A 23,886-nucleotide genomic window follows, 5' to 3' on the forward strand; every position below is an offset into this window, starting at 1 on the left:
AAGATTTGCCATCACGTCTTATTGTGCTGATGTGTTCTCGTTACACAAAAATACAATACGTAGCTGGGCTTATCCTACGGTTTAGTAGAAAGGTTGCCCTGTTTTACGGACCCAGAGACCACGCATAACCTTCTCAGCAAGACGATTCCATATGGTGTATTTTGCCGGAGAAAGAACATAATCCCAGACACCAACATAGTCAATGACGGTTTTTGTAAAGGATGTCTTAAAAAGACCTAAACCGTAGTGATGGTGTTCTTTATTTTTGAGCTGATCTTTAGGCGGAGTACCGCAGAAATCATAGCTCTTAATCTGGTATTCCTTCATGAGGTCTGTCAAGGCAGTCCACTGTACTTGATGTGAGTCGCCATATTGTTTACGACGAGGCTTAGAACCACCATCTTTATAAGTTCCTTTATCGCCATAACGAATCACGTAAGCACCAACGGAGGGTTCGCCGTCTTCATAGGTGAAGTAGAGGCGTCCTTGACCAGCTTTTTCAAAAGTTGTCCAGAAGTCACGGTAATACTCGTATGACCGGAGGTGGACATTTGCTGAGCCTTGTCCGACAGTGTCCATGAGCGCATACATGGTGCGCATATTTTCATCAGTCAGCTCAACACGTTCCACTTCGCAACCTTCACGGGCAGAACGACGAACGGCGTTACGCCCTCGAGAGTGAAGAGATTTGAGAACGTCTTCTTCGCTCTTGTCAGTATCAAGAATGGCAGTAGAATCGTTAGGCTGAATATTCCATGACTTAACCAAACCAGCTTTTGAGAGAACAGCGTTGGTCTGTTCATCAGCGAGAATATCTGGCTCAACTTTAATCAGGAATACGCCAAGTTTATTCTCTTCTACGAAACGCTTACTTGCTTCAAGAATGGCAGGGACATCTTCTACGCTGTAGACGTCTGGGCCTTTAATCATGTACCAGACTTTTCCAAGTGCAGGCACACTTTTTTCAAGAATAAGGTTATAGCTGGTCAGTGAAGTTTCAGCACCTTCGACCTCTGTTGTACCTTCATATACGAGGTATAGAGGTTTCCAGCCGTGCTTAGCTTTTACTGATGCAAATGATGCTGACTGCAAGAGGTTTCCGCCATTGGGGTTAGCAATAACGTGCTCATCCCATGTCGCTATTTCTTCTGCAGTGGCAAAACGCGCTGTAAATTCTCGCAAGGGCCTCAACTTCCACATCGGTGCAAGGTTTTTCTTGCACTTGTTCTTGTTTGTATCAAACTCTAAGTGTAACGACCTACGCCACCGGAATACAGCCTGACTTGATGTGACAGGAAGCATTTTCTGAGAAATAGGTGCTTAGCGTAGAACGTAATGTCATGACGATGCCCCGCCTCATACATTGCATACAAGACGGGGCATCGACAAATTGTTTAAAGACTACTCAGCGTCGTGGTCAGTCTCAAGAATCTTTACAAGAGATTCGAGAGCTTCCTCGGCGCCTTCGCCTTCTGCGCGAAGAACAACGCGGTCGCCGTGCTTTGCGCCAAGAGACATCAAAGACAAGATGGAAGCTGCGTCCATAGCCTCATCTGCTGGCTCGCCTTCAGCGGCGATGGTTACCTCTACGGGAAGGTCGCCAGCTGCTTCTGCGAAGATAGCTGCTGGGCGTGCGTGCAGGCCAACACGGCTTGCGATGGTGGCGATACGTTCTGCCATGATTTTCTCCTTGAGATAAGAGTGTGGGAAAAGTTATCCCACTATCGAGTCTAGGACAGATTGGATAGGTTTTGCACTACCAAACCAGCCTATGTCGGTTTGTTTTTAGAGACCGAGTTCTTCAAGAACAGGGAGTTTCTTACGTGCTGCGTTTTTAGCTTCTGCAGAAGAAATCTGCGCCAAAGCGTCAGCCGCAATTTCTGCCGCTTGTTCTTTAGTAACGGAGCGAAGAACTGCTGCAACAGCTGCCATAGCACCAGCATTCATGGACAAGGTGTCTACACCAAGTCCAACGAGAACAACAGCTAAGGCAGGATCTGATGCTGCTTCACCACACACCGAAACATATTTTTTGACGCCGTGGGTTTCTGATGCTTTACGTGCACCTTCAACAGTGAGCTTAATCATTTTCAAGACTGCAGGCTGCCATGGGTTGTTCAAGTGAGCAAGGTCGCCCAAAAGACGGTCTGCTGCCATGGTGTATTGGGTGAGGTCGTTGGTTCCGATGGAGATGAAATCAACTTCACCCAAAATAGCTTCAGCATTTACGGCTGCAGCTGGGGTCTCTACCATGACACCTTTAGTTTTGAGGCCGGCTTTGTCCAACATATTCTTGAACTTACGAGCTTCAGAGGTCGTTGAAATCATCGGCGCCATCACCCAGATGTCAGCTTCAGTAGCGTCAGAGGCACGCTTAATAGCTTTAAGCTGGCGCTCTAGAACACCGGGAACAGCGTTATCGGTGCGGAATCCGCGTACACCCAAGGCAGGGTTTTCTTCTTCTGTAACGTTCAAGAAGGGAAGGGGCTTATCTGCACCTGCGTCAAGGGTACGAACAACAATGTGTTGACCGGGAAAAGCATCAAATACTGATTTGTAGGTCTCTGCCTGAGTCTCTTCACTTGGTTCGGTGTCGTTACCGAGGAAGCCAAATTCGGTGCGGAGCAGTCCAACGCCCTCAGCCTGTTTGCTAGCAGCCTTCTCTGCAGATTTTCCGTCACCAACGTTAGCGTAGAGGGGAACGTGGGTTCCGTCGGATAGTTCACCCTTGCCGGTGAAGTCAGGTAGAGGCTTACGATTTGCATATTTAGCAGCTGCTTCTTCGTGTTCAGCAGTAGGGCTAGTCTCGATAATGCCTTCGTTGGAATCGATATATACCTTGGTTCCGTTAGGAATTTCGGTAACACCCTTAGCAGCAACAACAGCAGGAAGACCAAGCCCACGCGCCAAAATTGCGGTGTGTGCTTGAGGTCCACCGTCAGAAGTAATCAATGCGATAACTTGAGAGGGGTCAAGAGTTGCGGTGTCAGCAGGAGCAAGATCTACAGCAGCCAAAATGAAGGGCTCATTTGATTTAGGTACGCCTGGTGCTTGCTGTCCGGTCAGTTCTGCCACGATACGAGCACGCACGTCATGAATGTCGGTAACGCGTTCTGCCATGTAACCGCCAAGTGATTCCATCTGCCGTGCAAAGTCACTAGCAGCTTCCCAGATAGCACGTTCGGGGGCTAGGCCTTGTGCCTCTACCTTTTTAATAGCGCCTTTAAGGAGTGCGCGGTCAGTTGCCATCTGAGAAGTAGATTTGAGGACGGCTTTTCCGTCTCGTCCTGCGTTTTCGGCACGCTCTAGAAGATCAGCTTTGACCGCCTGAGCTGCTTGCTGAATACGCTCAGCGGCGTGTTCTGCAGTTTCGCCTTCGGCTAGCGGCAAGCCTGCTTTAGGTTCTTTGATGGGGTCTGGCATCTGAAGTACCGGACCAATAACGCGACCGGCGTAAACGCCAACGCCTTTATAGGTAGTAGTCATGGAGAGTTCCTCTATTCCTTATGTATCGAAAATATCGCTATATCTTGCGTGTACGTTGAGCAATGCTTACGCCTTAGACAAGATTCCCTTTTTGTTTATAGTTGTGTAGACATCATCTAGAGCAGGCGAGCGCTCCTCCCTTATCAGAAATGATATTGGCTTCTTGAAACATAGTTTTATGGTTTCAAGAAGTCACTACTTCAGGCCATAGAGAAACTAGAGGGTTATCTCTCGAACGCTCACGGCGTCGGTGCGAGTTTCTGCTACGGTCGAAACTTGAGTACCTGGTAGTGCTGCAGCAGCTGAGCCTTGAGCTACAGCTTGTACTAAACATTCCACGGGGGTTTTGCCGAGTTCGTGGGCGATTAGATAGCCGGCAAGAGCGCAATCCCCTGCTCCGACGGTGCTGCGGACTTTTACAGGTTCGTGTATGGCGTGCCATGCGCCTTCTCGTGTGACGAGAACAGCGCCGTTGCTGCCGAGGGTGGCGAGGACGGTGTCGATGCCACGGTCGACTAGCTCTTTAGCTGTACGTGCGGTCAGTTCAGCATCTTTTTCGAGGTCTTCCCATGCCTCTGGTGTACCGACGAGTTCAGCCAGCTCTTGGGCGTTAGGTTTGATGAGGTTTGGCATGCCGTCCTGTCCGGTGACGGCGTCACGTAGGGCGGTACCGGATGTATCGACCGCGATGAGTGGGGCTTTTTCTCCTTGAGCCTCACGAATAGCGCGACCGACTACTGCATAGTAGTCGCTGGGAACACCCGAGGGTAGGGAGCCTGCAAGAACTAACCATGAGGCGTCGTGAGTCTCTTTAATCAGGAGACGTGTGAGTTGTTGTTGTGCCACGTCGTTGAGAGGTTCACCGGGAGCATTGATTTTGGTGGTGGTTCCGTCTGGTTCAACGATGGTGATATTTGAGCGTATGGGCGCGCCGATGGGCATGTTGGTGAAGCTGACGTCTTCTTCGCGTAGGCATCCTAGGACGGCGTCTTCGTCGTCACCGGGAAGTATCGCGACGGTGTCGAAGCCAGATACTTTGAGGGCGCGGGCGATGTTGACGCCTTTTCCGCCGGGGTCGTCTACAGCGTGTTCAGCTCGTATGACTGCCCCTCGTTGGAGGACTCCGGGCAGTTCTACGGTACGGTCCATACTTGGGTTAGCAGTTAATGTGATGATCATGCGATCAGTACCTCTACATTGGATTCTTCAAGTGCGGCAGCTAAATCACCGTCTGGAGCTTTATCGGTGATGAGGACGTCGATGTCTTCGAGCCCCGCAAAACGTACTAGTGATTCTCGTCCGAACTTTGCTGAGTCGCAGAGGAGTACCACTCGACGGGCAGATTTCACAATCGCGGTTTTAACGGTTCCTTCGTTAATTCCGGGGGTGCTGAGTCCGAAGTCTGCGTCGAGTCCGTTGACTCCGATAAACGCAATATCGGGGCGAATGGAGGCAAAGTGTTCTGCAGTGCGTGAGCCGATAGCTGCCCACGTCATTTTTCGGAGTTGTCCGCCAATGAGGTCGAGGATGATGCCGTCAGCTTCAGCTAGCTTGACGGCAATGTGTAAAGCATGTGTGATGATGAGGCGGTCTGCCCCAGATTTGAGGCTGAAGTCTTCTGCGGCGATACAATCAGCGAGAATCTGTATCGTTGTTCCAGCGTCAAGAACGATAGCTCCGGCATCGGATTCTTGAAGGAGTTCGTATGCTTTGCGTGCAATACGATTTTTTTCTGGATTATTTTCTCTCTGTCGAGATGCGATAGAAGATTCTACGGAGGTAGATTGTTCTACGGTAACAGCACCGCCGTGGACTCGTCGTAGGCGTCCCTCAGCTTCGAGGGCTGCTAAGTCTCGGCGAACTGTTTCCATTGTGACTTCATAACGGCGCGCTAGTTCTGCGCCATTGACTCGACGCGCGGTGGCAACGAGCTTCGCGATTTCAGCGCGGCGTTCTTCAGCGAACATAAGAAAATCACCTTGTATTGTGGAAATGAATAAGCCTTGTGAATTTGATTTTATGTGGGTTTATGTTGTTTCGTCAATGTAATAAGAGACGAACCCACACAATAATATGTGTTGTTATTCTCTCACCCGAGTTAAGCCCTACGACGCAACCGATACGAGGAATACTTCAACGTTACCACCGCAAAGACCCAACCGAGGCAAGCTCCTAAAGTATTAGCAAGAATATCTAAAAAAGAACTTGTACGCTGTGGTAAAAACAACTGAATACACTCAATCGTACACGTTACCAAAAAACCCACAAGCGGCACGTAAGAACGGTATCGTCGCCGAATGAGTAAAGTACCTAGAAAGCCTCCTGGCACAAATAAAATAACGTTACTCAACCATTCCACGGTCGAATACGTAAACCAAGACGGCAACCATCCCGCCTCATGCGAGTGCGCTAAGAACTCAGCCAGCCATAAACCACCGCTATTATCATCAATATGTCTTGGCCAAAGGACGATAAAACCCAACGCCAGAAGATATAGCCCAAAACTTAGCTGAGCTGCACGGTATAACAGCCGCTGTGCAGATGGAACAAACATCAAAACCTCGTACTCAAATATCCTATGGTTTACCCACCAGAAGAGGCTCATTCTCTTCCGCCCAACGGAATAAGCCAGCAAGAGGAATCTCCAGAGCCTGAGCATTAGGTACGGCTTCTTTCCATTCTTCTCCTCGAGAAGCACTGAGCACACGACGAATCAATGAGCCGTGAGAGACCGCAATAATATGTTGTCCAGGATAGTCTGAGACAATCTGACGTAAAGTTTTGATACCGCGAACGTACACTGAACGTTCTGATTCGACTCCTTGATAAAAGGCATCTGGTTCTCGTCGAGCTTCCAAAGAAATGTCTTGCCCTTCAGCTTCTCCATAATGACGTTCAACGAGGCCCTCATACGTTCTCGAAACCTCCACACCCAAATAGTTGCCAACAATTTGAGCTGTCTCAAACGCCCGAGACAAAGGAGAAGACACTATCACATCACAACGAATGCCCTCCTGAGCTAGTTTCTGAGCAGTATAGAGAGCTTGTTCACGTCCTACCTCGTTCAACTCAATATCAGTAGAGCCTTGCATAAGGCCTTTTTTATTCCAGTCTGTTTGCCCATGACGAATCATTAGCAAAGAACCCGTCAGAAGAGGCTCTACATCAGGCATATATTTTCCTTCAAATGTTAGTGGGAACAATTCTAGCCTTGATAAGACTCAAGGATGTGAAGTGGAAGTTCAGTCACCGACGCATTCTCGGGGATACTGTGTTCTTCACCAGTCAACGCTGTCATAATTTGAGCAATCCATAGACCATGAGCCACCACAATAATATGGCAGTTAGGGTGCTCAGCGACGATCTCTTTAAGAGCATTGATACCGCGCTGAATCATCTCAGAGAGAGGTTCAACATCGGAGAATTGCTCTTGAATATCACGCCAATGATAGTCCGTTGCGACGAGTCCTTCAGCAGCACCGAAGGAGCGTTCTTGAAGTCCTTCATGCGTACCAGAAATATCTAGGTTTAGATGCTCACCAATGATTTTTCCTGTCTCATAAGCGCGCGAAAGCGGAGAAGTGACGATTAGTTCCCAAGTAAACTCAGGAGTGTGTTCACGTATCTGTTGCTGGTAGTCAGTGAGATTTTGAGCGGCTTCTTGGGCCTGCCCTCGGCCTGTATCATTCAACGGAATATCGCTACGGCCTTGAAAACGGCGCTCAACATTCCACGCTGTTTGCCCGTGACGAATCAATACCATGCGAGCAGAAAAATCAGAAGATAAAGAACCCATGCCTCTTATTATCTCAAACTCTTAGACGAAGCGAAGAGTTTGAAGTATAGAGATAAGGCACAGTTCTTGGTGTATCTTCCACCAACTTCATGAATATGAAACAATGAAGCTATGTTTACTCATTCTGTTGACCCCGCATGGTTTCCTACGTGTGCCGTCTTCGATTGTGATGGAATACTCATCGATTCTGAACGCAGCTGGAATGCCGTCCAAAAACAAATTTTCAAAGAGTACGGAACAGAGCTAACTCCCGATATTGAACGGCAATTAGTCGGGGCAGCAGCTCCCGCGGTTGCCCGCACCCTCGCAGATAAGACACTACCCAACGACGCCACCGAAACAGCAGCAGAAGAACACTACCAGAAAATTCTGCACCACTTGATGAGTGTAGAACACGATGTGATTCGTGATGGAGTTCAGCTCATACCAGGAGCTCGAGAAGTCATGGCATTACTAGCTGAAGTCATGCCGGTTGCGGTAGCTTCCAATAGCAGTCAAGAATTATTGACCTACAAAGTCAATCACCACCAATATAGCCAGTACCTTCAAACATGGGTTGGTTCAGATGCGGTTGCTCAACCTAAACCAGCACCCGATATGTATTTAGAAGCTATCCGTCGCCTCGGCGGAAACCCTGCAGACACCCTCACCTTTGAAGATTCTGCAACGGGAACACGTGCGGCTCAAACAGCTGGAACCGTTACCATGGTGTACACCCAAGATATTGAGCATGCTCCAGCAGCTCAGGGGCATTTCGATAGCTTCCGTGACGAAAAGTTCCTCACCCAAATTAAGCGATGGATAGAGCTATACCGTGAGCACCACCCCAACCTCTAACCATTCGGAGAACAACGGGAAGTACGGTCTTCGTTTTGACCAGATGGATGAAGAAGAACTCGAGTATTACCGCGAGTTCTGGGAGATGCCTCAAGCACCAGAAGATACCGACACCGTTGTATCAGAGCAAAGACTGCTCAACGCAAAAATGCGAATGGTCTCGGGGCTGAGCTTCACGGTCATTCTCATTGGGTTGTTAAGCAGCACATTGGGTCTTATCAGCTCACATTTGGTGGTCACAGTTGCTGGAATCATCATCTTCGGTGTTGGTACCACTATTTTGATGATGGCAAGACGCCGTTATATCAGGCTCCTTGGCGACGGCTATCGTACGTTGAACATTCATCGACGCCATAAACGGTGGTTTCGTATCGCCCATGTTCTAGCAGTTCTTGGGGTGCTGTGCGCCATAGCAAGTATGAGCATCATTCCGAAGATTTTTGAGCATGAAGAGATTGCTCTTACTCGAAGCCACGTTGTCCTATGGAATGAGCTTTCATTGCTCTTTCTTCTGGTTGCAGCACTTATCTACGGTATTAACTTCTTATCGGTTTATACCCCTGTCGACGATGATGAAAGCATTATTCGCCCCACCGATTACGCGCAACAACGTCTAGCTCAAGATCTTGCAAAAGATAAAAAACGCCATGACGATGAAGATTTCTACGATTCATCATGGATTAGTGGACGATAACAAAAATACTGAACACGGTAAAAGGGGTGGGGTGAAACTCTCTAAGAGTTTCACCCCACCCCTTCTCTTTAACAAACCTTATCGGCGCATCACTTTACGAGCTAACGTGTTACCGACAAGCTGAATGAGCTGAACCAAAATGATAATAATGGCAACGACTGCCCAAGTAATTGCATCGTTGAAACGCTGGTAACCGTCGACCAAAGCGACTTTACCAAGACCGCCACCACCGATGTAACCAGCCATTGCAGACATATCAACCACACCGATGACTAAGAAGGTGTATCCAAGGATGAGAGGGCCAAGTGCTTCTGGCACCATGACGGTGAAAAGAATACGCATCTTGGATGCGCCCATCGCACGAGCCGCTTCAATCACACCAGGGTCGATAGAAACCATGTTTTGTTCAACGATACGAGCAATGGCGAATGATGCGGCAAAGCACATCGAGAAAATTGCAGCGTTGACGCCAAGACGAGTCCCTACGACCACGGAGGTCAATGGTCCTAACGCCGCAAGAAGGACGATAAAAGGGATAGGGCGAACAATATTAACGATGACGTTCAATAAGATATTGACTGGTCGATTTGCCAGAATATTCCCTTGTCGTGTGGTGTAGAGTAAGGCACCAATGACCAGCCCTACAAAACCAGCGATAATCATCGTAATAGAGACCATGTAGATGGTATCGAACAAGGCGGGAAAGAGTTTTTGTGGGAGGAATTTCTCCCAGTCCACGTCGTTGGCGGCAAGCAGGGTGCCACTAGCAGATGTCAAAGTGCTCATATTTTAGCGAACCTCTCTTACAGCAGTGACGGTAGCGAGTTCTGCAACAACCGCGTCAATACTTGTAACGTCCCCGATGAGTTCGAGGGTTAGATTTCCGTAGCTTTTACCTTGTAGGGTTTCCATGCCACCTTGAACAAAGTTAAATTGCACACCGCGTGCGCTGAGGTTCGAAAGAACCTTACCGATACCGTAGTTTCCTTCAGTGATTTCGATATTAATAAGGTATCCGCGATGTTGTTTGCATAGTTTTTTAGCGTAATTGCCACGTGGGGTTTGTTTGACGGTGGTGGCGACGAAACGTCGAGCGACATCTGTGCGGGGGTTTGAGAAAACGTCATAGACGTTACCGAGTTCTACAACGGCACCTTTTTCCATGACAGCAACGCGATCTGCAATAGTTGAGACGACGTCCATCTCGTGTGTGATGACAACGACGGTGATACCGAGTTCTTCATTAACTTTTTTGAGAAGAGCAAGTACTTCGTGGGTGGTCTCTGGATCTAGTGCAGAGGTTGATTCATCTGCTAATAAGAGAGAGGGTGATGTTGCGAGCGCACGCGCAATGCCTACACGCTGTTTTTGCCCGCCAGAAAGTTGGTCGGGGTAGTTTTTCGCTTTGTCGCTGAGTCCCACAAATTCCAGCATTTGTTCGACTCTCTCACGGCGTTTTGCTTTATCCCATCCAGCAATTTTGAGGGGAAATTCGACGTTTGCTGCAACCGTTCGGGAGTTCATCAGGTTAAATTGTTGGAAAATCATGCCGATGTTATGTCGAGCAACACGAATTTCAGATTCTTTTTTCCCAGAGATGGTGAATCCGTCAACGCTGAGGGTTCCAGAGGTGACGGTTTCTAATCCGTTGATAAGCCGGACAAGGGTTGATTTTCCGGCGCCGGAGTATCCGATGATAGCGAAGATTTCTCCGCGCATAATCTCTAGTGAAACGTTATTGACGGCGGTAACGGTGTTCTTTCCGACGGTAAATTGTTTTGATACGCCGTCGAGAACAACCATGGGTGTAGGGTTCTCCTGCTGTACTGCGGTACTCATACTGATGCTTTCGGGCTGGTGTTCATCTCTAGCTGTGCTCTATACAAGGCAAAGCGGTAACTGATATTGCAATCTTGGTAAGTTCTTAAGACTGCCATAAAAATCAGCTACCGCTTTACTTATGTGAGGAAGATTAGCTTTGACGTTTCTCGTCTTCTGCTTTCTTGAGTGCTTCACGAAGGTCTTTGACGTCGGTGGTTACTTCTACGGCAGTTCCTTCAGTGTCTTCTTGAACGACAGCCTGAACTTCTGGGGTGTGGAAGAGCTCAACAATTTCTTTGTATTTTTCGTTGTCAGCGTCATCTGCTTGAGCAACAAAAAGGTTGACGTAGGGCTTCGCGGAGTCATCGGCTGGGTCATCTTGAGCTAAAGCGTCTTTGGGGTTGAGCTTTGCGTCGCGGATGAAGTCGTTGTTGATGACTGATGCGTCAACAGATTCGAGGGAGAGCACTGTTTGCGCGGCGTCAACAGGGGTAACTTTAACCTTTGACTGTGCAGTGTCGATGTCGTCAACGGAGGGGCTTTTTATGTCATTTCCGGTGAAGGTGACGAGGTTGTTCTTCTTGAGAAGAAGTAGTGCTCGAGCTTCGTTAACGGTGTCGTTAGGGATAGCAATTTCTGCGCCCTGAGGAATGTCGGCTACAGAGGTGTGCTTCTTAGAGAAGAGAGCCATGGGGTAGATAACGGTGGGTCCGACAATTTGGAGGTTGTCATTTGCTTCAACGTTATAGTTTGAGAGGTACGCGATGTGTTGGAACCAGTTGAGGTCGATGTCACCGTTGTGTAGTGCGGGGTTGGGCTGGGTGTAGTCGGTGAACTCTTTGTATTCGATGTCGATGCCTTTATCGGCAGCTACTTCTTTGAGTTTTTCGTTGACGGGGTCTGCGCCGACAACGCCGATGGTGATTTTATTGTCTTCTGCTGAGGTTTGAGTTGAACCGCATGCAGAGAGCCCGAAAGCTAGCGGTAGGAGAGCCAAAGTGGCAACAAATTTCTTCACGGCTATGAATCTTTCTGTTGTTGATGTGTATTTGGTGTGCAACCACTTTTTGAGCAGAACCTTCTGGTAGCTCTACCGCTAATCAAGTGGTGTCCTTCCTCGTTTGGAGAGGAGGTAGTTATCATTCAAACATGGTCAGGCGGTGGGTGCGAACTCGTTACGTTACGAGGTCGTTTTTTGTGGTTTTAACGAAAAGAAGCGCAACAATGTCATAAAACGTAATATTACTGTTCTCCGTATTTTTCCTGCAACTTCTTGCGCACTTCACGACGCAAGGTCTTACCCAGCATTGAACGTGGCAAATCATCAACTTCAAAGATTCTGCGTGGCACTTTATAGCGAGTCACCAGACCATAGCAATGTTCACGTAGCTCATTTTCCTCTACGGCATAGCCGTCCGTCGGAACTACTGCGGCAACAACCATCTCACCGCCACCAGCTTGAGGTAGACCGACAACAGCAGCGTCTTGAACCGAATCATGCTGACGTAAAGCGACCTCAACTTCAGTCGGTGAAACGTTAAAGCCTCCCGTAATAATGACTTCTTTAATGCGGTCTACTACGTACAAGTAATAGTCTTCATCAAAAGTCACAATATCTCCGGTACGCAACCACCCGTCAGAAGTAATGGCTTTCATGGTCGCTTCTTCACGCTTCCAATACCCGCGAAAACGTTGCGGGCCTCTCACCCACAGTTCCCCTTCTTCACCGAGGGCAACATCCTCTAATGTTTCTGGGTCTACGACGCGAACATCCACACCAGGGAATGGCACACCGATAGATCCTGCTCTGCGCGTATCGTTGAGGGCATTGCACGTTACCAAAGGAGCACATTCTGTTAGCCCGTACCCCTCAATAAGGTATCCTCCGGATTGTTCTTCCCATTCAGCAACAAGTTCTTTTGGTAGGTTCATCGCACCAGATACGGCGTAACGAATTCCCTCTAAGGAGAAGTTTTGTTCTTTGGCGCGATCAAGCAAACGGCGATAGACCGGAGGAACAGCAGGAAGAATAGTTGGCATAACTTTCTTCATTGCTTTGAGAATCAAATCAATGTCAACCGTTGGAAAAATAACCAAACGAGCCTGACATACTACCGCAATGGTCAGACCAAGAGTCATCCCATAGGCATGGAAGAGGGGAAGTACCGAGTAGATGACTTCATCATCCCCTGGTTGAATCCATTCTTCCCCCATGCGCGCGTTTGCTTCACAGTTACGATGAGTGAGCATAACGCCTTTGGGCTGCCCAGTAGTTCCTGAAGTGTACAGCAAAAGTGCTAAGTCATCGGCGGTAGGACGGTGATGTGAAGGGTCAATAGGAGAATTTTTAAGGAGTGTTTTCCACGGTGTTGTGCCACGAGCTGGCGCTGTAAGTTTTGCGCGCGAAGCACGAGCAGTCTTCACTGGAAGTTTGAGTGCAGCTCTCATGTGCAGAGGCATCGCTTCTACCATGTTCACTGAATAAATGAGGTGAGGGCGCACATCAGATGGAAGATCAGTCACATTAGCTGCTGCTTTATCCCACACAATAGCCACTTTTGCCCGATGGTCTTCGAACATGTGGCGCAGCTCCGCAGAAGTATACAACGGGTTGTGTTCTACCACGACAGCGCCTAAACGCATGACCGCATAAAAAGCAACGATATGTTGGGGGCAGTTTGGAAGAATGAGAGCGACTCTGTCTCCTTGGTTCACGCCGGCAAGGCGAAGCCCCTCCGCAACACAACGAATCTGTTCACCTAATTCTGCATAAGTTGTTGTAGCCCCAAAAAATTGCAGAGCAACCTTTTGAGGAACCTCACGCACTGCTTTTTCCATTAGGTGACTCAGAGAAGTATCAGGAAGATCTAAGTCGCGAGATACGCCAGGACAATAGTTCTTATACCAGGGACGATGAGCTAACGGAAAATCATTTTGAGCAGTGTTATCAGCTTTTTGCATACCTACGATTGTGCCACGAAAACCATGGTAGAAGCGCAACTCTATGAGGGTAGTAACAGTGAAGAGAGATACCTCATCTTTCTTTCCTCGGATAGTCTTTGTACCATTTATTGCGGTTCACTGACATACTTAGCTATATGGCTAAAAAACTTCCACCTATTACCGAAGAAGAATTCAGCGAGCTCATCCGTCATATCACCAAAAGAATGTTGATTGGTGGGGCTATTGCTATCCTCATCGGGGTCGTCATCATTGCAATCACAGCGTTCTTTAACAGCTAAAACTATATGAACCTTAGATTTTAACAACACACCCATTTCCAACAAGCTCCAAGGCGTAAGATATGAGCACACATCGCAGTTCACGCAACCACCCCACAGGTCAGGTTCCTTATTCGGAACGTGAAGATGCTACTCGCGTCATCCCCTCATACAACGAAAAATACCCCAACACCTATGAGGACGCCCCTACCGAGGTGTTCTCTTATGACGATGCGCCGACTCGCCCTTTTAGCACTCATAACCCGCAGGGAATGAGTTATTCTTCCTCTGATGCTCCCACTCAGGTGATGAGCGGTGGCCCCGAAAATTACCATCAACAAGGATACGAAAATTATGTGGAGAAAGCTCCGACTATTCCGTTGAGCCATCAACGTCAGCCAGCTTCTTCCCACATGAGATCTTCAGAATCTTTGGGTTCTCGACCTCAAGAACGTCATGGTATTCACCCGAAGACAGGTATGCCGGAACGCCTAATGCAGATGCAATTACTGCCGTGTTTTTTGGGCTGGATTGTTGGTTACACTATTTTTGGTTTTCTTCTTAACTTCTATGATGTTGCGGTATCCATCGCAGGAGAGCGTTTTGGAGTAACGTCCTCATATGGTTCAGAGCACACAAATGCAATTCGCGCGATGCTAACCGCTTCTGAAAGCACCATGAGTCATATTCAATTATGGGTTGTGAGCACCGCTTTGCTCTATAGTTTTGCTTTTGGTTTTGCTGGTTATACGGCAACGCGTCTTACTCGAGTTAGCCCGTTTAAACAGTCTTTGGGCATTATGCTTTGGCACGGTCTTTTCGTCGTTGCAACGGTTATTGTCTCTTTTATTCCGGTACTGTCTCAACCACTACATGTTCCGACATTGACATTATTACTTGCAGAGAATTTTTCGTATGGGTTCTTGTTATGTGTTGGGTCTACGGCCTGTATTTTTATCGGTTCGTTGATAGGCTCTTTCTTCGGGCTGGGATACAGCAAACGGGTGATTCGTGAACAACAACGTAACATAAGAGATTAAAATTTTTATTATGCTTGTGAAGTATAAAATTTAGCGCGTCTTATTAACTAAAGTTGTAAGATATTACTACGTCTAGCCAAACCTAGTTTTGGCACACAAGACCATAAAATAATTCATATATTTTAATGATCATTGAGGTGAACTGAATCCATATTCCACGCCATTGCGTGAGTTGGCAGGGAACCATAGTATCTAACGGGGAAAAAATGACTCTTACACGAGTAGCAATTGTCGACGACCATGAAGTCGTACGCGAAGGCATGCGTGCGGTGGCAGAAAAAGCGGAAGCAGTTGAGCTTGTAGCAGCTTCCCCTACTGTCAATGACTTATTAGTGGCGTTAGGGCGCAACCCCCGCAACCCCAGCACTGCAGACCTTGGAAAAATCAAACGAGACTGCGATGTCGTACTCTTAGACTTGTCCCTCCAGGACCGTTCACGTCCTAGCGAAAATGTGGAATTATTGCGTCAAGCCGGAGTCAAAGTCCTCATTTTCTCTATCGGAGAGAACCCCGCGCTCATTCGTGAAGCGCTTAAATCTGGGGCGCTTGGACTCGTTCGCAAATCTGAGCCTCTAGAACATGCACTAGCTGAAGCAAAAAATATTGCAGATGGTAAAGCTGTTGTTACGAAAGAACTCGCTGCTGCTATCGACGGAGACCACGAGTTCTCACGCGCGAACCTTTCTCCTCGAGAGCAAGAAACTCTGCGCCTCTATGCATCAGGATTCGCTCAGGTACAAGTAGCTCGACGCATGGGCATCAAACAGTCTGCAGTCAAAACTAATATCGACCGCATTCGTGAGAAATATGCGCGAGTAGGTCGCCCTGCACCCACAAAGATTGACCTCAGAATCCGCGCTATTGAAGACGGGCTCGTCGATACGATGGAAGATATTAGTAGCGCAGAACGTTACTTCTAACCGGGTGAACAGCACAACGTATAACTGTTATACTGTTCTCTGCACTAATAGACGTCGTAGCCCCCACTATAGGAAATAGGTTGAATCAACTCAGAACTGGAGCTACAAAAGACCTTTCACGTTCCCTGCAACAAGGTTTTTCACTCCGGGCCTTATTCTCTGGGGAAGCGTCACAGCGGCAAAAATCCGGAGCTAACTACGACATCGCAACTACATATACTTTTGAAGTATTTTTTGCGGCGTTAACAGTAGCTTTACTGGTGCAAGGTCTTGCAATACCTAGCCACCATATTATTGACTTCGCATTTTGGCATATTATCTTTGCCTTCGTCATACTGTTGCACGCTGCACTTCTGATGTATTTAGGAGTACGCAAAGATGAGTCACCGAATATAGCGCTTGTACCAGCGTTATTGATTGCTTATGCTGCATACCTGACATGGCCATTAGCGGTCACCTCCGAAACAAATACTGCGCTCATGCCATGGTGCCGCTTTCTTGGTCTTTATGGGCTGATTACACCGATCTGCCTAGGGAATATCCGAACTGTTATCTATAACGTCGTAGGTCTCTCAATAGCGCTATTTGGAGGGCTCATCTTTGCCTCCTATCGAGCAACAGGCGAATTTCAGTTGGACGAAGCCCTCGGACGAACCGTCACTTTCACTATTATGGCACTTATCCTTGGCGTATTTTTCTCATATATCAAAGAGTTTGCACGCCGAGTAGACTATGTATATTCTGATGCAGTCTCTTTGAGACTTCTGCTCAACCAATCAAAAGATCAGTCAAAAGGTCTCCAAGAATTCGATAAGCTCGTCCACGATAATGTGATGGCGGCTCTACTCGACGCGAGTCGAATGGCTGGCCCAGTAGCAGATAGAACGCGTACCCTCGCCCGTCGAGCAATTAGAGTTCTGGAAGAAGAATCCTATAAAACTGACCCAGAAAACTCTATTACGTTCCAAGAGCTCACAGAACAAATTGCAACTGGCGTGTATCCGTGGAATGCTCGTTTACGTTTCGTCCCCGAAAAACGGCAGACATTCCCTCGAGCGAATCCTAACAGTACTATCACAAACCAAGCAGCACGCGCTTTTACCCATGCAGTTACCGAAGCCGTCTCTAATAGTGCACGACATTCTGGAACTCGAACAACATTTATTAGTATTCGCACAGAGCTACGCCGACCTAAAAATTCTAAAACCCGTGGCGCCAAGGAAAGGGCCTATATTTACTGCACAGTCAGCGATAAAGGACAAGGTTTTAACCTCAAAAATCTTGATATACGCCGCCTCGGGGTGCGAGTATCAATGATTCGTTCGATGGAAGAAGTGGGAGGAAGCACCACTATTGAGTCAGCACACCATAGGGGTACGACCGTCACGATTCAATGGCCAAGTGATGTAGATGAATAATATCTACAACCTTTTCAGCAAAAAATACTATGGTACTACCAATTTTAAAAAGTACTATAGTACGTCACTCTTCCGTATCATCTCACTAGCAATTTTTGTACTCCTCTTTCTGGGATACCTTACATGGCATCTATCATTAGAGGCTATTCCCCTCGGCAATGACATACCTCTTATCGCCTGCATCGTATTGAACATGATTTTGTTACTCTTCCCTACGCAGAAGAGCATCAAACTCCCACTGGTTCTTATGCCCATCATCACATTCGTTTCGATGCTTATCGTACAATTAGCACTTAACGACTTGCCGCATAACCTACGGCCTTTCTGGTTACTCTGGCCAGTTTCTGTCACTCTGATTACGTGCGTTATTCTAGTGCTTCGAGATTGCACACGTACTGCTATAACGCTCTATATTGTCTCGGCTTTATTGGTCGTCAAATGGCATCAAAATATTTTTACCTCAACTCTCACCATTCTGGCAGAGTTCTTTATTCCCATATTTTTATTGTGGGCAGCGTTCATCTTCCGCCAACACATTTCTACTTTTGACGTTGCCGTCCGTAAGACGATACGGATGATTAAGCGTTTGCAATCTAATAACGCTCAAGAACAAAATATCAGTAATATTGCGGCTCAACGAGTCCAAGAAGTACGTACGTTAACCGAAGAGATGTTGCATCGTATCGCCTATAACGATGCACCCATCACTGCTGAAGAAATTGATGACTTTCGTTTTACCGAGGCACAGCTGAGAGATACCATTCGCGGTCGGTATATTGCCAACCGCCCTATCCTTAATGCTGCTCTAAAAGCTCGGCGTCGAGGAGCCAAAGTCGACATTCTCGATGAACGAGGCTGTTCACTTCCAGAAGCTGTTGAAACCTCTTTAACAGAATGTGCAATTGATTTATTGAACAATGCAACGGGCGGAACTATTACTATCCGCGCTTTCCCTGCCAGCGACAAGGTTGCTGTCATGATTGTTCATGATGGCAATCACGAAGATGACGAAAGCCCCTCAGCTATTGAGATTATGCAAGGAACCGGCGAAGTGATTCGGTTCTAATAATTTTTTCTTCGAATTATTCTTCTCAAAAGATTTCATTTGAGTGGTTTTTGAGACCTGTATGGTGAAATAACATACGATATCTTTTCTCAACGTAGAGTGAACAACGTCAAGAGCATATTTTGTAGGCTTATCTGCACTGTAAAGTAAACAAGTTTAGGGACATACATTTCTCAGACTTTTTGCAATAATTATTTTTATGTTGAGAGAAGTGGCAACCTCGTCGGGAGGTACCAGTATCTAAAATTCTCTGGGAATGTTGGGGGACGGACCCAGAAAATATTCAACATACAAGGTGTAACACCAGGTTCTTATCAACGAAGATTGAAGAATCTTTCAAAAAGTTGAGACAGTTCTTGGGGGAGAACATCTCAACAACTCATATAAGAACACTTGTCATTCTGGGTAGTTCGCACTCATCATGAGTACCGCAGAGAATCCAGAATATAAGGCTGGTAATACACCGCCTTGACGTAAGGCCCGCAGGTTCTCGTACCTGCGGGCCTTACGTTGAGAAGAAACTCTCCCTAAATGTTAAAAATATCGACCTCTGACTATTCCAAGAGCAAAGCTGGCTCTTCCAAGATGGCAGCAACATCCGCCATAAAACGAGCAGATAAATCACCATCAACCACACGATGATCAAAAGACCCGCCAAGAGTCGTCACCCAACGAGGAATCACCTCACCATCAACCACCCACGGCTTTTGCTTAATCGTGCCAAAAGCAATAATGGCAACTTCTCCCGGATTAATAATCGGAGTTCCTGTATCAATACCTAAAGCACCAATATTTGTGATGGTCATCGTCCCCTGAGCCATCTCACTCGGCTGAGTCTTACCCTCACGTGCACGAACCGTTAACTCATGGAGTGCTACGGCAAGCTCTTTCAATGAAAGCTCCTGAGCATCCTTAATATTAGGAACCATCAAACCACGAGGAGTCGCTGCAGCAATCCCTAGATTCATAAAATGCTTAATAAGAATCTCTTGATCAGTCCACGTCGCATTCACCTGAGGGTTTCGAGCCGCTGCCCAAATGACAGCCTTCGCTAAAATTAGCAGGGGCGTCACTTTAACCCCTGCAAACTGCTCTGAGGTTTTAAGACGTTTGACGAACTCCATGGTGCGAGTAGCATCTACATCCACAAAAATAGAAACATGAGGTGACGTAAAGGCAGACTTCACCATAGCCTTCGCAGTAGCTTTACGAACGCCACGTACTTTAATGCGTTCAATACGGTCGCCACCAGAGCCCTGCGGTATCCAAAAAGACTCAGGGAAAACTTGCTCCGTTGTCGAATCTTTTTCACGCAGATGAGCCACATAATTTAATAAATCACTCTTAGTCACCTGACCATGATTTCCAGTAGGAACAACATCCGCAAGGTTAACCCCCATATCCTGTGCAGCTTTACGCACCGGAGGTTTTGCCAACATTTGCGGACGAGGAATAGAACCCACCGGCTGATGAGCAACCGGTTCCTTCTCTGACACAGGAAGACGTTTAAGCCCTTCTTCCCACAAAGCACTCGCTTTTTCTGTCAAGGCGCTCAACGACGCCCTCGAAAAACGTCGTTCGTGAGAATCTTCCTGAACCGAATCATCAGATACTTGAAGCTGAGTAGATAACGCAGACTGATGTTTCACCCCATCTGCTACACGGCGTTTACGAGCACGACGCTTGATATGGTCAGCTTTAGGCCCCGAACCAACCAAAGTACCCTGGACTGAACTGCCCTGAGCGTTATTGTCTTCAGCAGCTTCGTGAGAGTTCTGCCCCGTAGACTCAGAATCCTTTTCGGAAGACGAGATAGTAGCCAACGCAGCACCAACCTCAAGAGTTTGCCCCTCCTGAGCGTGCAACTCCTGAACCACACCCGCATAAGGGGATGAAAGTTCCACCACCGATTTAGCGGTTTCTACTTCGACCAACACATCATTAATCGCAACAGTATCTCCACAGGAAACTTTCCATAGAAGAATCTCTGCTTCAGTAAGGCCCTCTCCCACATCGGGAAGTCTAAATACCTGAGACATAGTTCGTGTCCTTTCGTCTGAGGGAGATGGTTCTAATACGAGAATGAACGGTCAATAGCGTCAAGAATACGGTCAATACCGGGCAAAAATTCTTCTTCAGCTCTCGGCACTGGATACGGCATATGAAAACCACCCACACGTAGCACAGGTGCTTCCAACGAATAAAAGCATTGTTCCGTCACAGCAGCACTCAATTCTGAAGATACTGACACAAAGGTGCTAGCTTCTTGGACAATAACAGCACGCCCCGTCTTGTTCACAGAATCTGCCACAGTACCAATATCCAGTGGAGAAATAGAACGTAGGTCAATAACTTCAATATCATGCCCATCTTCTACGGCTGCTTCAGCTGCGGCTAAAGCAACTGGAACAAGAGCACCATAAGTAACGAGCGTCAGGTCTGTGCCTTCGCGAACTACCGCTGCTTGAAACGGGTCATAATCATCTGCAGAAAATTCAACATCACCTTTGAGCCAATAACGGCGTTTAGGTTCCATAAAGATTACGGGATCAGGATGTTGAATACTTTTTCGCAGCATCCAGTAGGCATCGTGTGAAGAGGATGGGACCACAACACGTAACCCTGGTGTATGAGCAAAATAGGCTTCTGGAGATTCTGAATGATGTTCGATAGCACCCACTGCACCACCATAGGGTAAACGAATAGTCACAGGGGCACTCAACTGACCAGTAGAGCGAGTACGGATCTTAGCAAGCTGAGTTGTTATCTGGTTAAACGCAGGAAAAACAAAACCATCAAATTGAATCTCTGGCACAGGACGTAACCCGCTCATGGCCATACCAATAGAAGTACCGATAATTCCAGATTCTCCCAAGGGTGTATCTAATACCCGTTGTGGCCCAAATTCTTGATAAAGACCATCGGTGACACGGAACACTCCCCCAAGTTTTCCAACATCTTCACCTAAGACGATTACGTCTTCACAGGCTGACATCTCATCGGATAAGGCACGAGTAATCGCTTTAGATAACGCTAAATTTTCGTAAGTCATATTGTTAGTCCTCGTCCTCAAAGCCTTCTAAGTATTCGCGGTAGAACGCTCTATCTGCTTCTGTTTGTGTATGCGGTTGTGCATAGACGTTATCGAAGTTTTTCTCAAAGTCTTCTGGTTCAGAGTTGAGCGTATATTCTCGTACTTGTTGAGCTATCTGCGCAGCCTCATGGCGTACCTGTTCGAAGAAAGAGTCGCTCACCGCATAATGGTCTCGTAGATATTTTTCTAGACGTAGGAGCGGGTCTAAGGCTGAATATTCTTGGAGTTCTTGTTCTTCACGGTATTTTGTGGGGTCGTCAGCTGTTGTATGCGCACCTAAACGGTAGGTCTCTGCCTCAATCAAGACGGGGCCTTCTCCTGACCGAATTTTTTCGAGAGCGTAACGAGTTGCTGCCACAACAGCTAATACATCGTTACCGTCTACGCGTAGCCCCTCAAAACCATACCCTTGAGCTCGTGTTGCTATTGGTACACGCGATTGCGTTTCAAAAGGAACCGATATAGCCCAACGGTTATTTTGCACGAAGAATAATACGGGAGCGTCATAGGAGGCTGCAAAAACCATTGATTCATGAACGTCACCTTCAGTAGAGGAGCCATCACCAAAATATACGGCAACTGCTGGTTGAGAAGAATACTCTCCTGATGAGCACGCTCGTTTCATACTCATTGCATAACCGACCGCCTGAGGAACTTGCGCTGCGAGCACAACAGTGTAGGGGTGAAAACGGTGTTTTTTAATATCCCAACCGCAGGTTCCAGAACCACGGAAAAAGGGCATTAACTGTTCAAGAGGTACACCTCGAGAAAAGGCTAATGCGTGTTCTCTATAGGAGGGGACCACATAATCTTCAGGACTTAGAGCAAACCCCGATGCGACTTGGGCGGCTTCTTGTCCTCGACTAGGGACCCAGAGGGATAGCTGACCTTGGCGTTGTAACGCGGTCGCTTCATCGTCAAAACGACGAACAATCACCATTTGACGGTAGAACTCTTGGAACTGTTCTACTCCGATGTCTTTGACATACTCGCTGAACACTTCATGTGGGCTTAGCTGAGCTGAGTCATCCATCAATTGGATTAACGGTGGAATATTGCTCGTACTATGGTGACGTTCTACCATCGTTCCGCCTTCGTACAGATTAGTGGGTGTTACCTCCTTACACCCTATTCCTCTTTGGTGAGAATACTCTGAATACTTGATGTTCTGCGTGTCCTTATTAAAGCGGTCTCACCAGTACAAATAAGCATTTTCTTGGGTGTTCAGAGCGCTCCCACCCAACACTTTTTACCCCTCCTTAAAGAAGCTTAAAAGTGCGTCCCTTCTGGGCACTGAGGTGCATATTCGACAGATTGGCAGAGCGCAATGAAACGATCGTTTGCTTCGTCCTCTCCGATAGAGACACGAACCCCTTCTTGAGCGAAAGCACGCACCGAAAGAGCATGTAATTCAGCTCTTTGCGTAAAATCTGCAGTATTTTCACCAAGATTAAGCCACACAAAATTAGCTCGAGTCGTAGGAATCCACCATCCTAGTTCTTGTAATGCCCGCACAACACGTTCACGTTCAGCAACAAGATGACGGACTCTTTGCATCACCACATCACGGTGTTCAATAGAGGCAATTGCAGCTTGTTCAGCAATATTTGTTACCGCAAAAGGTGTTGCTGCAACTCTCAAATACTGTGTTAGCTGAGGATGAGAAATGGAGTATCCGACGCGTAAACCGGCAAGTCCTTGAGCTTTTGAGAATGTCCGCAAAATAATAACGTTTGGATAATCAGGATAAACCGATAGCCCGTTGACCGGAGGTTCTTCTCCCGCCATAACCGGCGAGGCCTCACAGAACTCAAAGTAGGCTTCGTCGATGACCACAACGATATGTGAAGGTACCCGATCTAAGAAGGAACGGAGCTGATGTTCTGTAACAGATGGCCCAGTAGGGTTGTTCGGTGTGCAGACGAGGATGACGCGAGTTTTATCGGTAATAGCTTCGACCATCGCCTCTAAATCATGTGCCCCCTCAGCAGTCAGAGGAACTTTAACGCTCTTCGCACCAGCTAACCCAACACAAATAGGGTATGCCTCAAAAGAACGCCACGCATAGATGACTTCATCTGCACTACCGTCAGCAGATGTTCCAGCAAACGTTGCAAGAATCTGGTTTAGCGCACCGAGACTGCCAGCGCCAGTCACGATGTCTTCGGCAGATATACCGTGTTCTTCTGCGAGCGCATGACGTAATGAGGCACAGAGAGGATCAGGGTATCGGTGAACTTGAGTGAAGTTCTCAAGGATATGCGCCACTTCTGGTACGGGGCCGAGTGGGTTCTCGTTAGAAGAAAGTTTATATTGTTCAAGTCCCGGTACCGGTTGTGGAGCTTTACCAGCAGAGTATTGAGGCAGTTGGGAGAATACTGCTCGCGGGGTGGGCAGTTGTGGTTGGTGATCGCAAGAAGGATTATTCATAGTTTCGAGTGTAGTTCTTTCTGTTTTTCTTTTACACCTTGAGCTTGGTTCCTTTGCGAGGGT

General features: G+C 47.4%; 23 protein-coding genes. 7 read left to right on the plus strand and 16 right to left on the minus strand.

The annotated features are described in order from the left end of the window. Window positions 1–81: 81 nt before the first annotated feature. From ACN081_RS00595 to ACN081_RS00630, 8 genes are all read right to left on the minus strand, one after another. The gene (locus tag ACN081_RS00595; protein ID WP_419102706.1) at window positions 82–1,182 is read right to left on the minus strand and encodes a lipid II:glycine glycyltransferase FemX; all 1,101 of its coding nucleotides are present in this window, start codon (window positions 1,180–1,182) and stop codon (window positions 82–84) included. 219 nt (window positions 1,183–1,401) lie between these two features. Continuing rightward, window positions 1,402–1,680 (minus strand): HPr family phosphocarrier protein, encoded by a 279-nt coding sequence (locus ACN081_RS00600; RefSeq protein WP_419101031.1) that lies wholly within the window; start codon window positions 1,678–1,680, stop codon window positions 1,402–1,404. 105 nt (window positions 1,681–1,785) lie between these two features. Beyond that, window positions 1,786–3,486, minus strand: coding sequence for a phosphoenolpyruvate--protein phosphotransferase (ptsP, locus tag ACN081_RS00605; RefSeq protein WP_419106628.1), 1,701 nt, complete (start codon window positions 3,484–3,486; stop codon window positions 1,786–1,788). A 216-nt stretch (window positions 3,487–3,702) separates the two neighbouring features. After that, window positions 3,703–4,665, minus strand: coding sequence for a 1-phosphofructokinase family hexose kinase (locus ACN081_RS00610; protein ID WP_419102708.1), 963 nt, complete (start codon window positions 4,663–4,665; stop codon window positions 3,703–3,705). Continuing rightward, a complete protein-coding gene (locus tag ACN081_RS00615) occupies window positions 4,662–5,453 on the minus strand; it encodes a DeoR/GlpR family DNA-binding transcription regulator (protein ID WP_419102709.1) in 792 nt (263 codons plus the stop codon). Before ACN081_RS00615 ends, ACN081_RS00610 begins: the two co-directional genes overlap by 4 nt. Window positions 5,454–5,584: 131 nt before the next feature. After that, a complete protein-coding gene (locus ACN081_RS00620) occupies window positions 5,585–6,040 on the minus strand; it encodes a VanZ family protein (RefSeq protein WP_419102710.1) in 456 nt (151 codons plus the stop codon). Between the two features lie 22 nt (window positions 6,041–6,062). Then, entirely contained in the window at window positions 6,063–6,659 is a 597-nt protein-coding gene (locus ACN081_RS00625) for a histidine phosphatase family protein (protein ID WP_419102711.1), read from the minus strand. A gap of 32 nt (window positions 6,660–6,691) precedes the next feature. Then, window positions 6,692–7,282 (minus strand): histidine phosphatase family protein, encoded by a 591-nt coding sequence (locus ACN081_RS00630; protein ID WP_419106629.1) that lies wholly within the window; start codon window positions 7,280–7,282, stop codon window positions 6,692–6,694. A gap of 111 nt (window positions 7,283–7,393) precedes the next feature. On the opposite strand from ACN081_RS00630, the gene ACN081_RS00635 reads away from it, so the two are divergent. Together ACN081_RS00635 and ACN081_RS00640 are read left to right on the plus strand one after the other, a co-directional pair. After that, window positions 7,394–8,119 (plus strand): HAD family hydrolase, encoded by a 726-nt coding sequence (locus ACN081_RS00635; RefSeq protein WP_419106630.1) that lies wholly within the window; start codon window positions 7,394–7,396, stop codon window positions 8,117–8,119. Next, window positions 8,097–8,813, plus strand: a complete 717-nt coding sequence (locus ACN081_RS00640) for a hypothetical protein (protein WP_419102714.1) — start codon at window positions 8,097–8,099, stop codon at window positions 8,811–8,813. Before ACN081_RS00635 ends, ACN081_RS00640 begins: the two co-directional genes overlap by 23 nt. 78 nt (window positions 8,814–8,891) lie before the next feature. On the opposite strand, the gene ACN081_RS00645 is transcribed toward ACN081_RS00640, so the two are convergent. The 4 genes from ACN081_RS00645 to ACN081_RS00660 form a co-directional block, all read right to left on the minus strand. Next, on the minus strand, window positions 8,892–9,599 hold the full coding sequence (locus ACN081_RS00645; RefSeq protein ID WP_419106631.1) for a methionine ABC transporter permease: 708 nt from the start codon (window positions 9,597–9,599) through the stop codon (window positions 8,892–8,894). 3 nt (window positions 9,600–9,602) lie between these two features. Continuing rightward, the gene (locus ACN081_RS00650; protein WP_419102716.1) at window positions 9,603–10,652 is read right to left on the minus strand and encodes a methionine ABC transporter ATP-binding protein; all 1,050 of its coding nucleotides are present in this window, start codon (window positions 10,650–10,652) and stop codon (window positions 9,603–9,605) included. A 133-nt stretch (window positions 10,653–10,785) separates the two neighbouring features. Beyond that, on the minus strand, window positions 10,786–11,652 hold the full coding sequence (locus ACN081_RS00655) for a MetQ/NlpA family ABC transporter substrate-binding protein (RefSeq protein WP_419106632.1): 867 nt from the start codon (window positions 11,650–11,652) through the stop codon (window positions 10,786–10,788). A 224-nt stretch (window positions 11,653–11,876) separates the two neighbouring features. Then, window positions 11,877–13,595, minus strand: a complete 1,719-nt coding sequence (locus ACN081_RS00660; protein ID WP_419102718.1) for a long-chain-fatty-acid--CoA ligase — start codon at window positions 13,593–13,595, stop codon at window positions 11,877–11,879. A gap of 137 nt (window positions 13,596–13,732) precedes the next feature. Here ACN081_RS00660 and ACN081_RS00665 point away from each other — a divergent pair, with 137 nt between their 5' ends. The 5 genes from ACN081_RS00665 (at window position 13,733) to ACN081_RS00685 (ending at window position 18,299) form a co-directional block, all read left to right on the plus strand. After that, window positions 13,733–13,876 (plus strand): hypothetical protein, encoded by a 144-nt coding sequence (locus ACN081_RS00665; protein ID WP_419102719.1) that lies wholly within the window; start codon window positions 13,733–13,735, stop codon window positions 13,874–13,876. A 62-nt stretch (window positions 13,877–13,938) separates the two neighbouring features. After that, window positions 13,939–14,895: a hypothetical protein gene (locus ACN081_RS00670; RefSeq protein ID WP_419106633.1), complete on the plus strand. Its 957-nt coding sequence runs from the start codon at window positions 13,939–13,941 to the stop codon at window positions 14,893–14,895. A 206-nt stretch (window positions 14,896–15,101) separates the two neighbouring features. Then, window positions 15,102–15,815 (plus strand): LuxR C-terminal-related transcriptional regulator, encoded by a 714-nt coding sequence (locus tag ACN081_RS00675; RefSeq protein WP_419101045.1) that lies wholly within the window; start codon window positions 15,102–15,104, stop codon window positions 15,813–15,815. An 80-nt stretch (window positions 15,816–15,895) separates the two neighbouring features. Next, window positions 15,896–17,233, plus strand: coding sequence for an ATP-binding protein (locus ACN081_RS00680; RefSeq protein WP_419102721.1), 1,338 nt, complete (start codon window positions 15,896–15,898; stop codon window positions 17,231–17,233). Next, window positions 17,226–18,299, plus strand: a complete 1,074-nt coding sequence (locus ACN081_RS00685) for a hypothetical protein (protein ID WP_419102722.1) — start codon at window positions 17,226–17,228, stop codon at window positions 18,297–18,299. Before ACN081_RS00680 ends, ACN081_RS00685 begins: the two co-directional genes overlap by 8 nt. A gap of 554 nt (window positions 18,300–18,853) precedes the next feature. On the opposite strand, the gene ACN081_RS00690 is transcribed toward ACN081_RS00685, so the two are convergent. The 4 genes from ACN081_RS00690 to ACN081_RS00705 all read right to left on the minus strand — a co-directional run bounded on the left by ACN081_RS00690 (window position 18,854) and on the right by ACN081_RS00705 (window position 23,823). After that, on the minus strand, window positions 18,854–20,338 hold the full coding sequence (locus ACN081_RS00690) for a dihydrolipoamide acetyltransferase family protein (protein ID WP_419102723.1): 1,485 nt from the start codon (window positions 20,336–20,338) through the stop codon (window positions 18,854–18,856). Between the two features lie 32 nt (window positions 20,339–20,370). Further along, window positions 20,371–21,351: an alpha-ketoacid dehydrogenase subunit beta gene (locus tag ACN081_RS00695; protein WP_419106634.1), complete on the minus strand. Its 981-nt coding sequence runs from the start codon at window positions 21,349–21,351 to the stop codon at window positions 20,371–20,373. A 4-nt stretch (window positions 21,352–21,355) separates the two neighbouring features. After that, window positions 21,356–22,477: a thiamine pyrophosphate-dependent enzyme gene (locus tag ACN081_RS00700; protein ID WP_419102725.1), complete on the minus strand. Its 1,122-nt coding sequence runs from the start codon at window positions 22,475–22,477 to the stop codon at window positions 21,356–21,358. 185 nt (window positions 22,478–22,662) lie between these two features. Further along, the gene (locus ACN081_RS00705; RefSeq protein WP_419106635.1) at window positions 22,663–23,823 is read right to left on the minus strand and encodes a histidinol-phosphate transaminase; all 1,161 of its coding nucleotides are present in this window, start codon (window positions 23,821–23,823) and stop codon (window positions 22,663–22,665) included. Between the last annotated feature and the right edge of the window lie 63 nt (window positions 23,824–23,886).

It is taken from the genome of Rothia sp. P13129 (genome assembly GCF_048512865.1).
Classification (GTDB): domain Bacteria; phylum Actinomycetota; class Actinomycetes; order Actinomycetales; family Micrococcaceae; genus Rothia.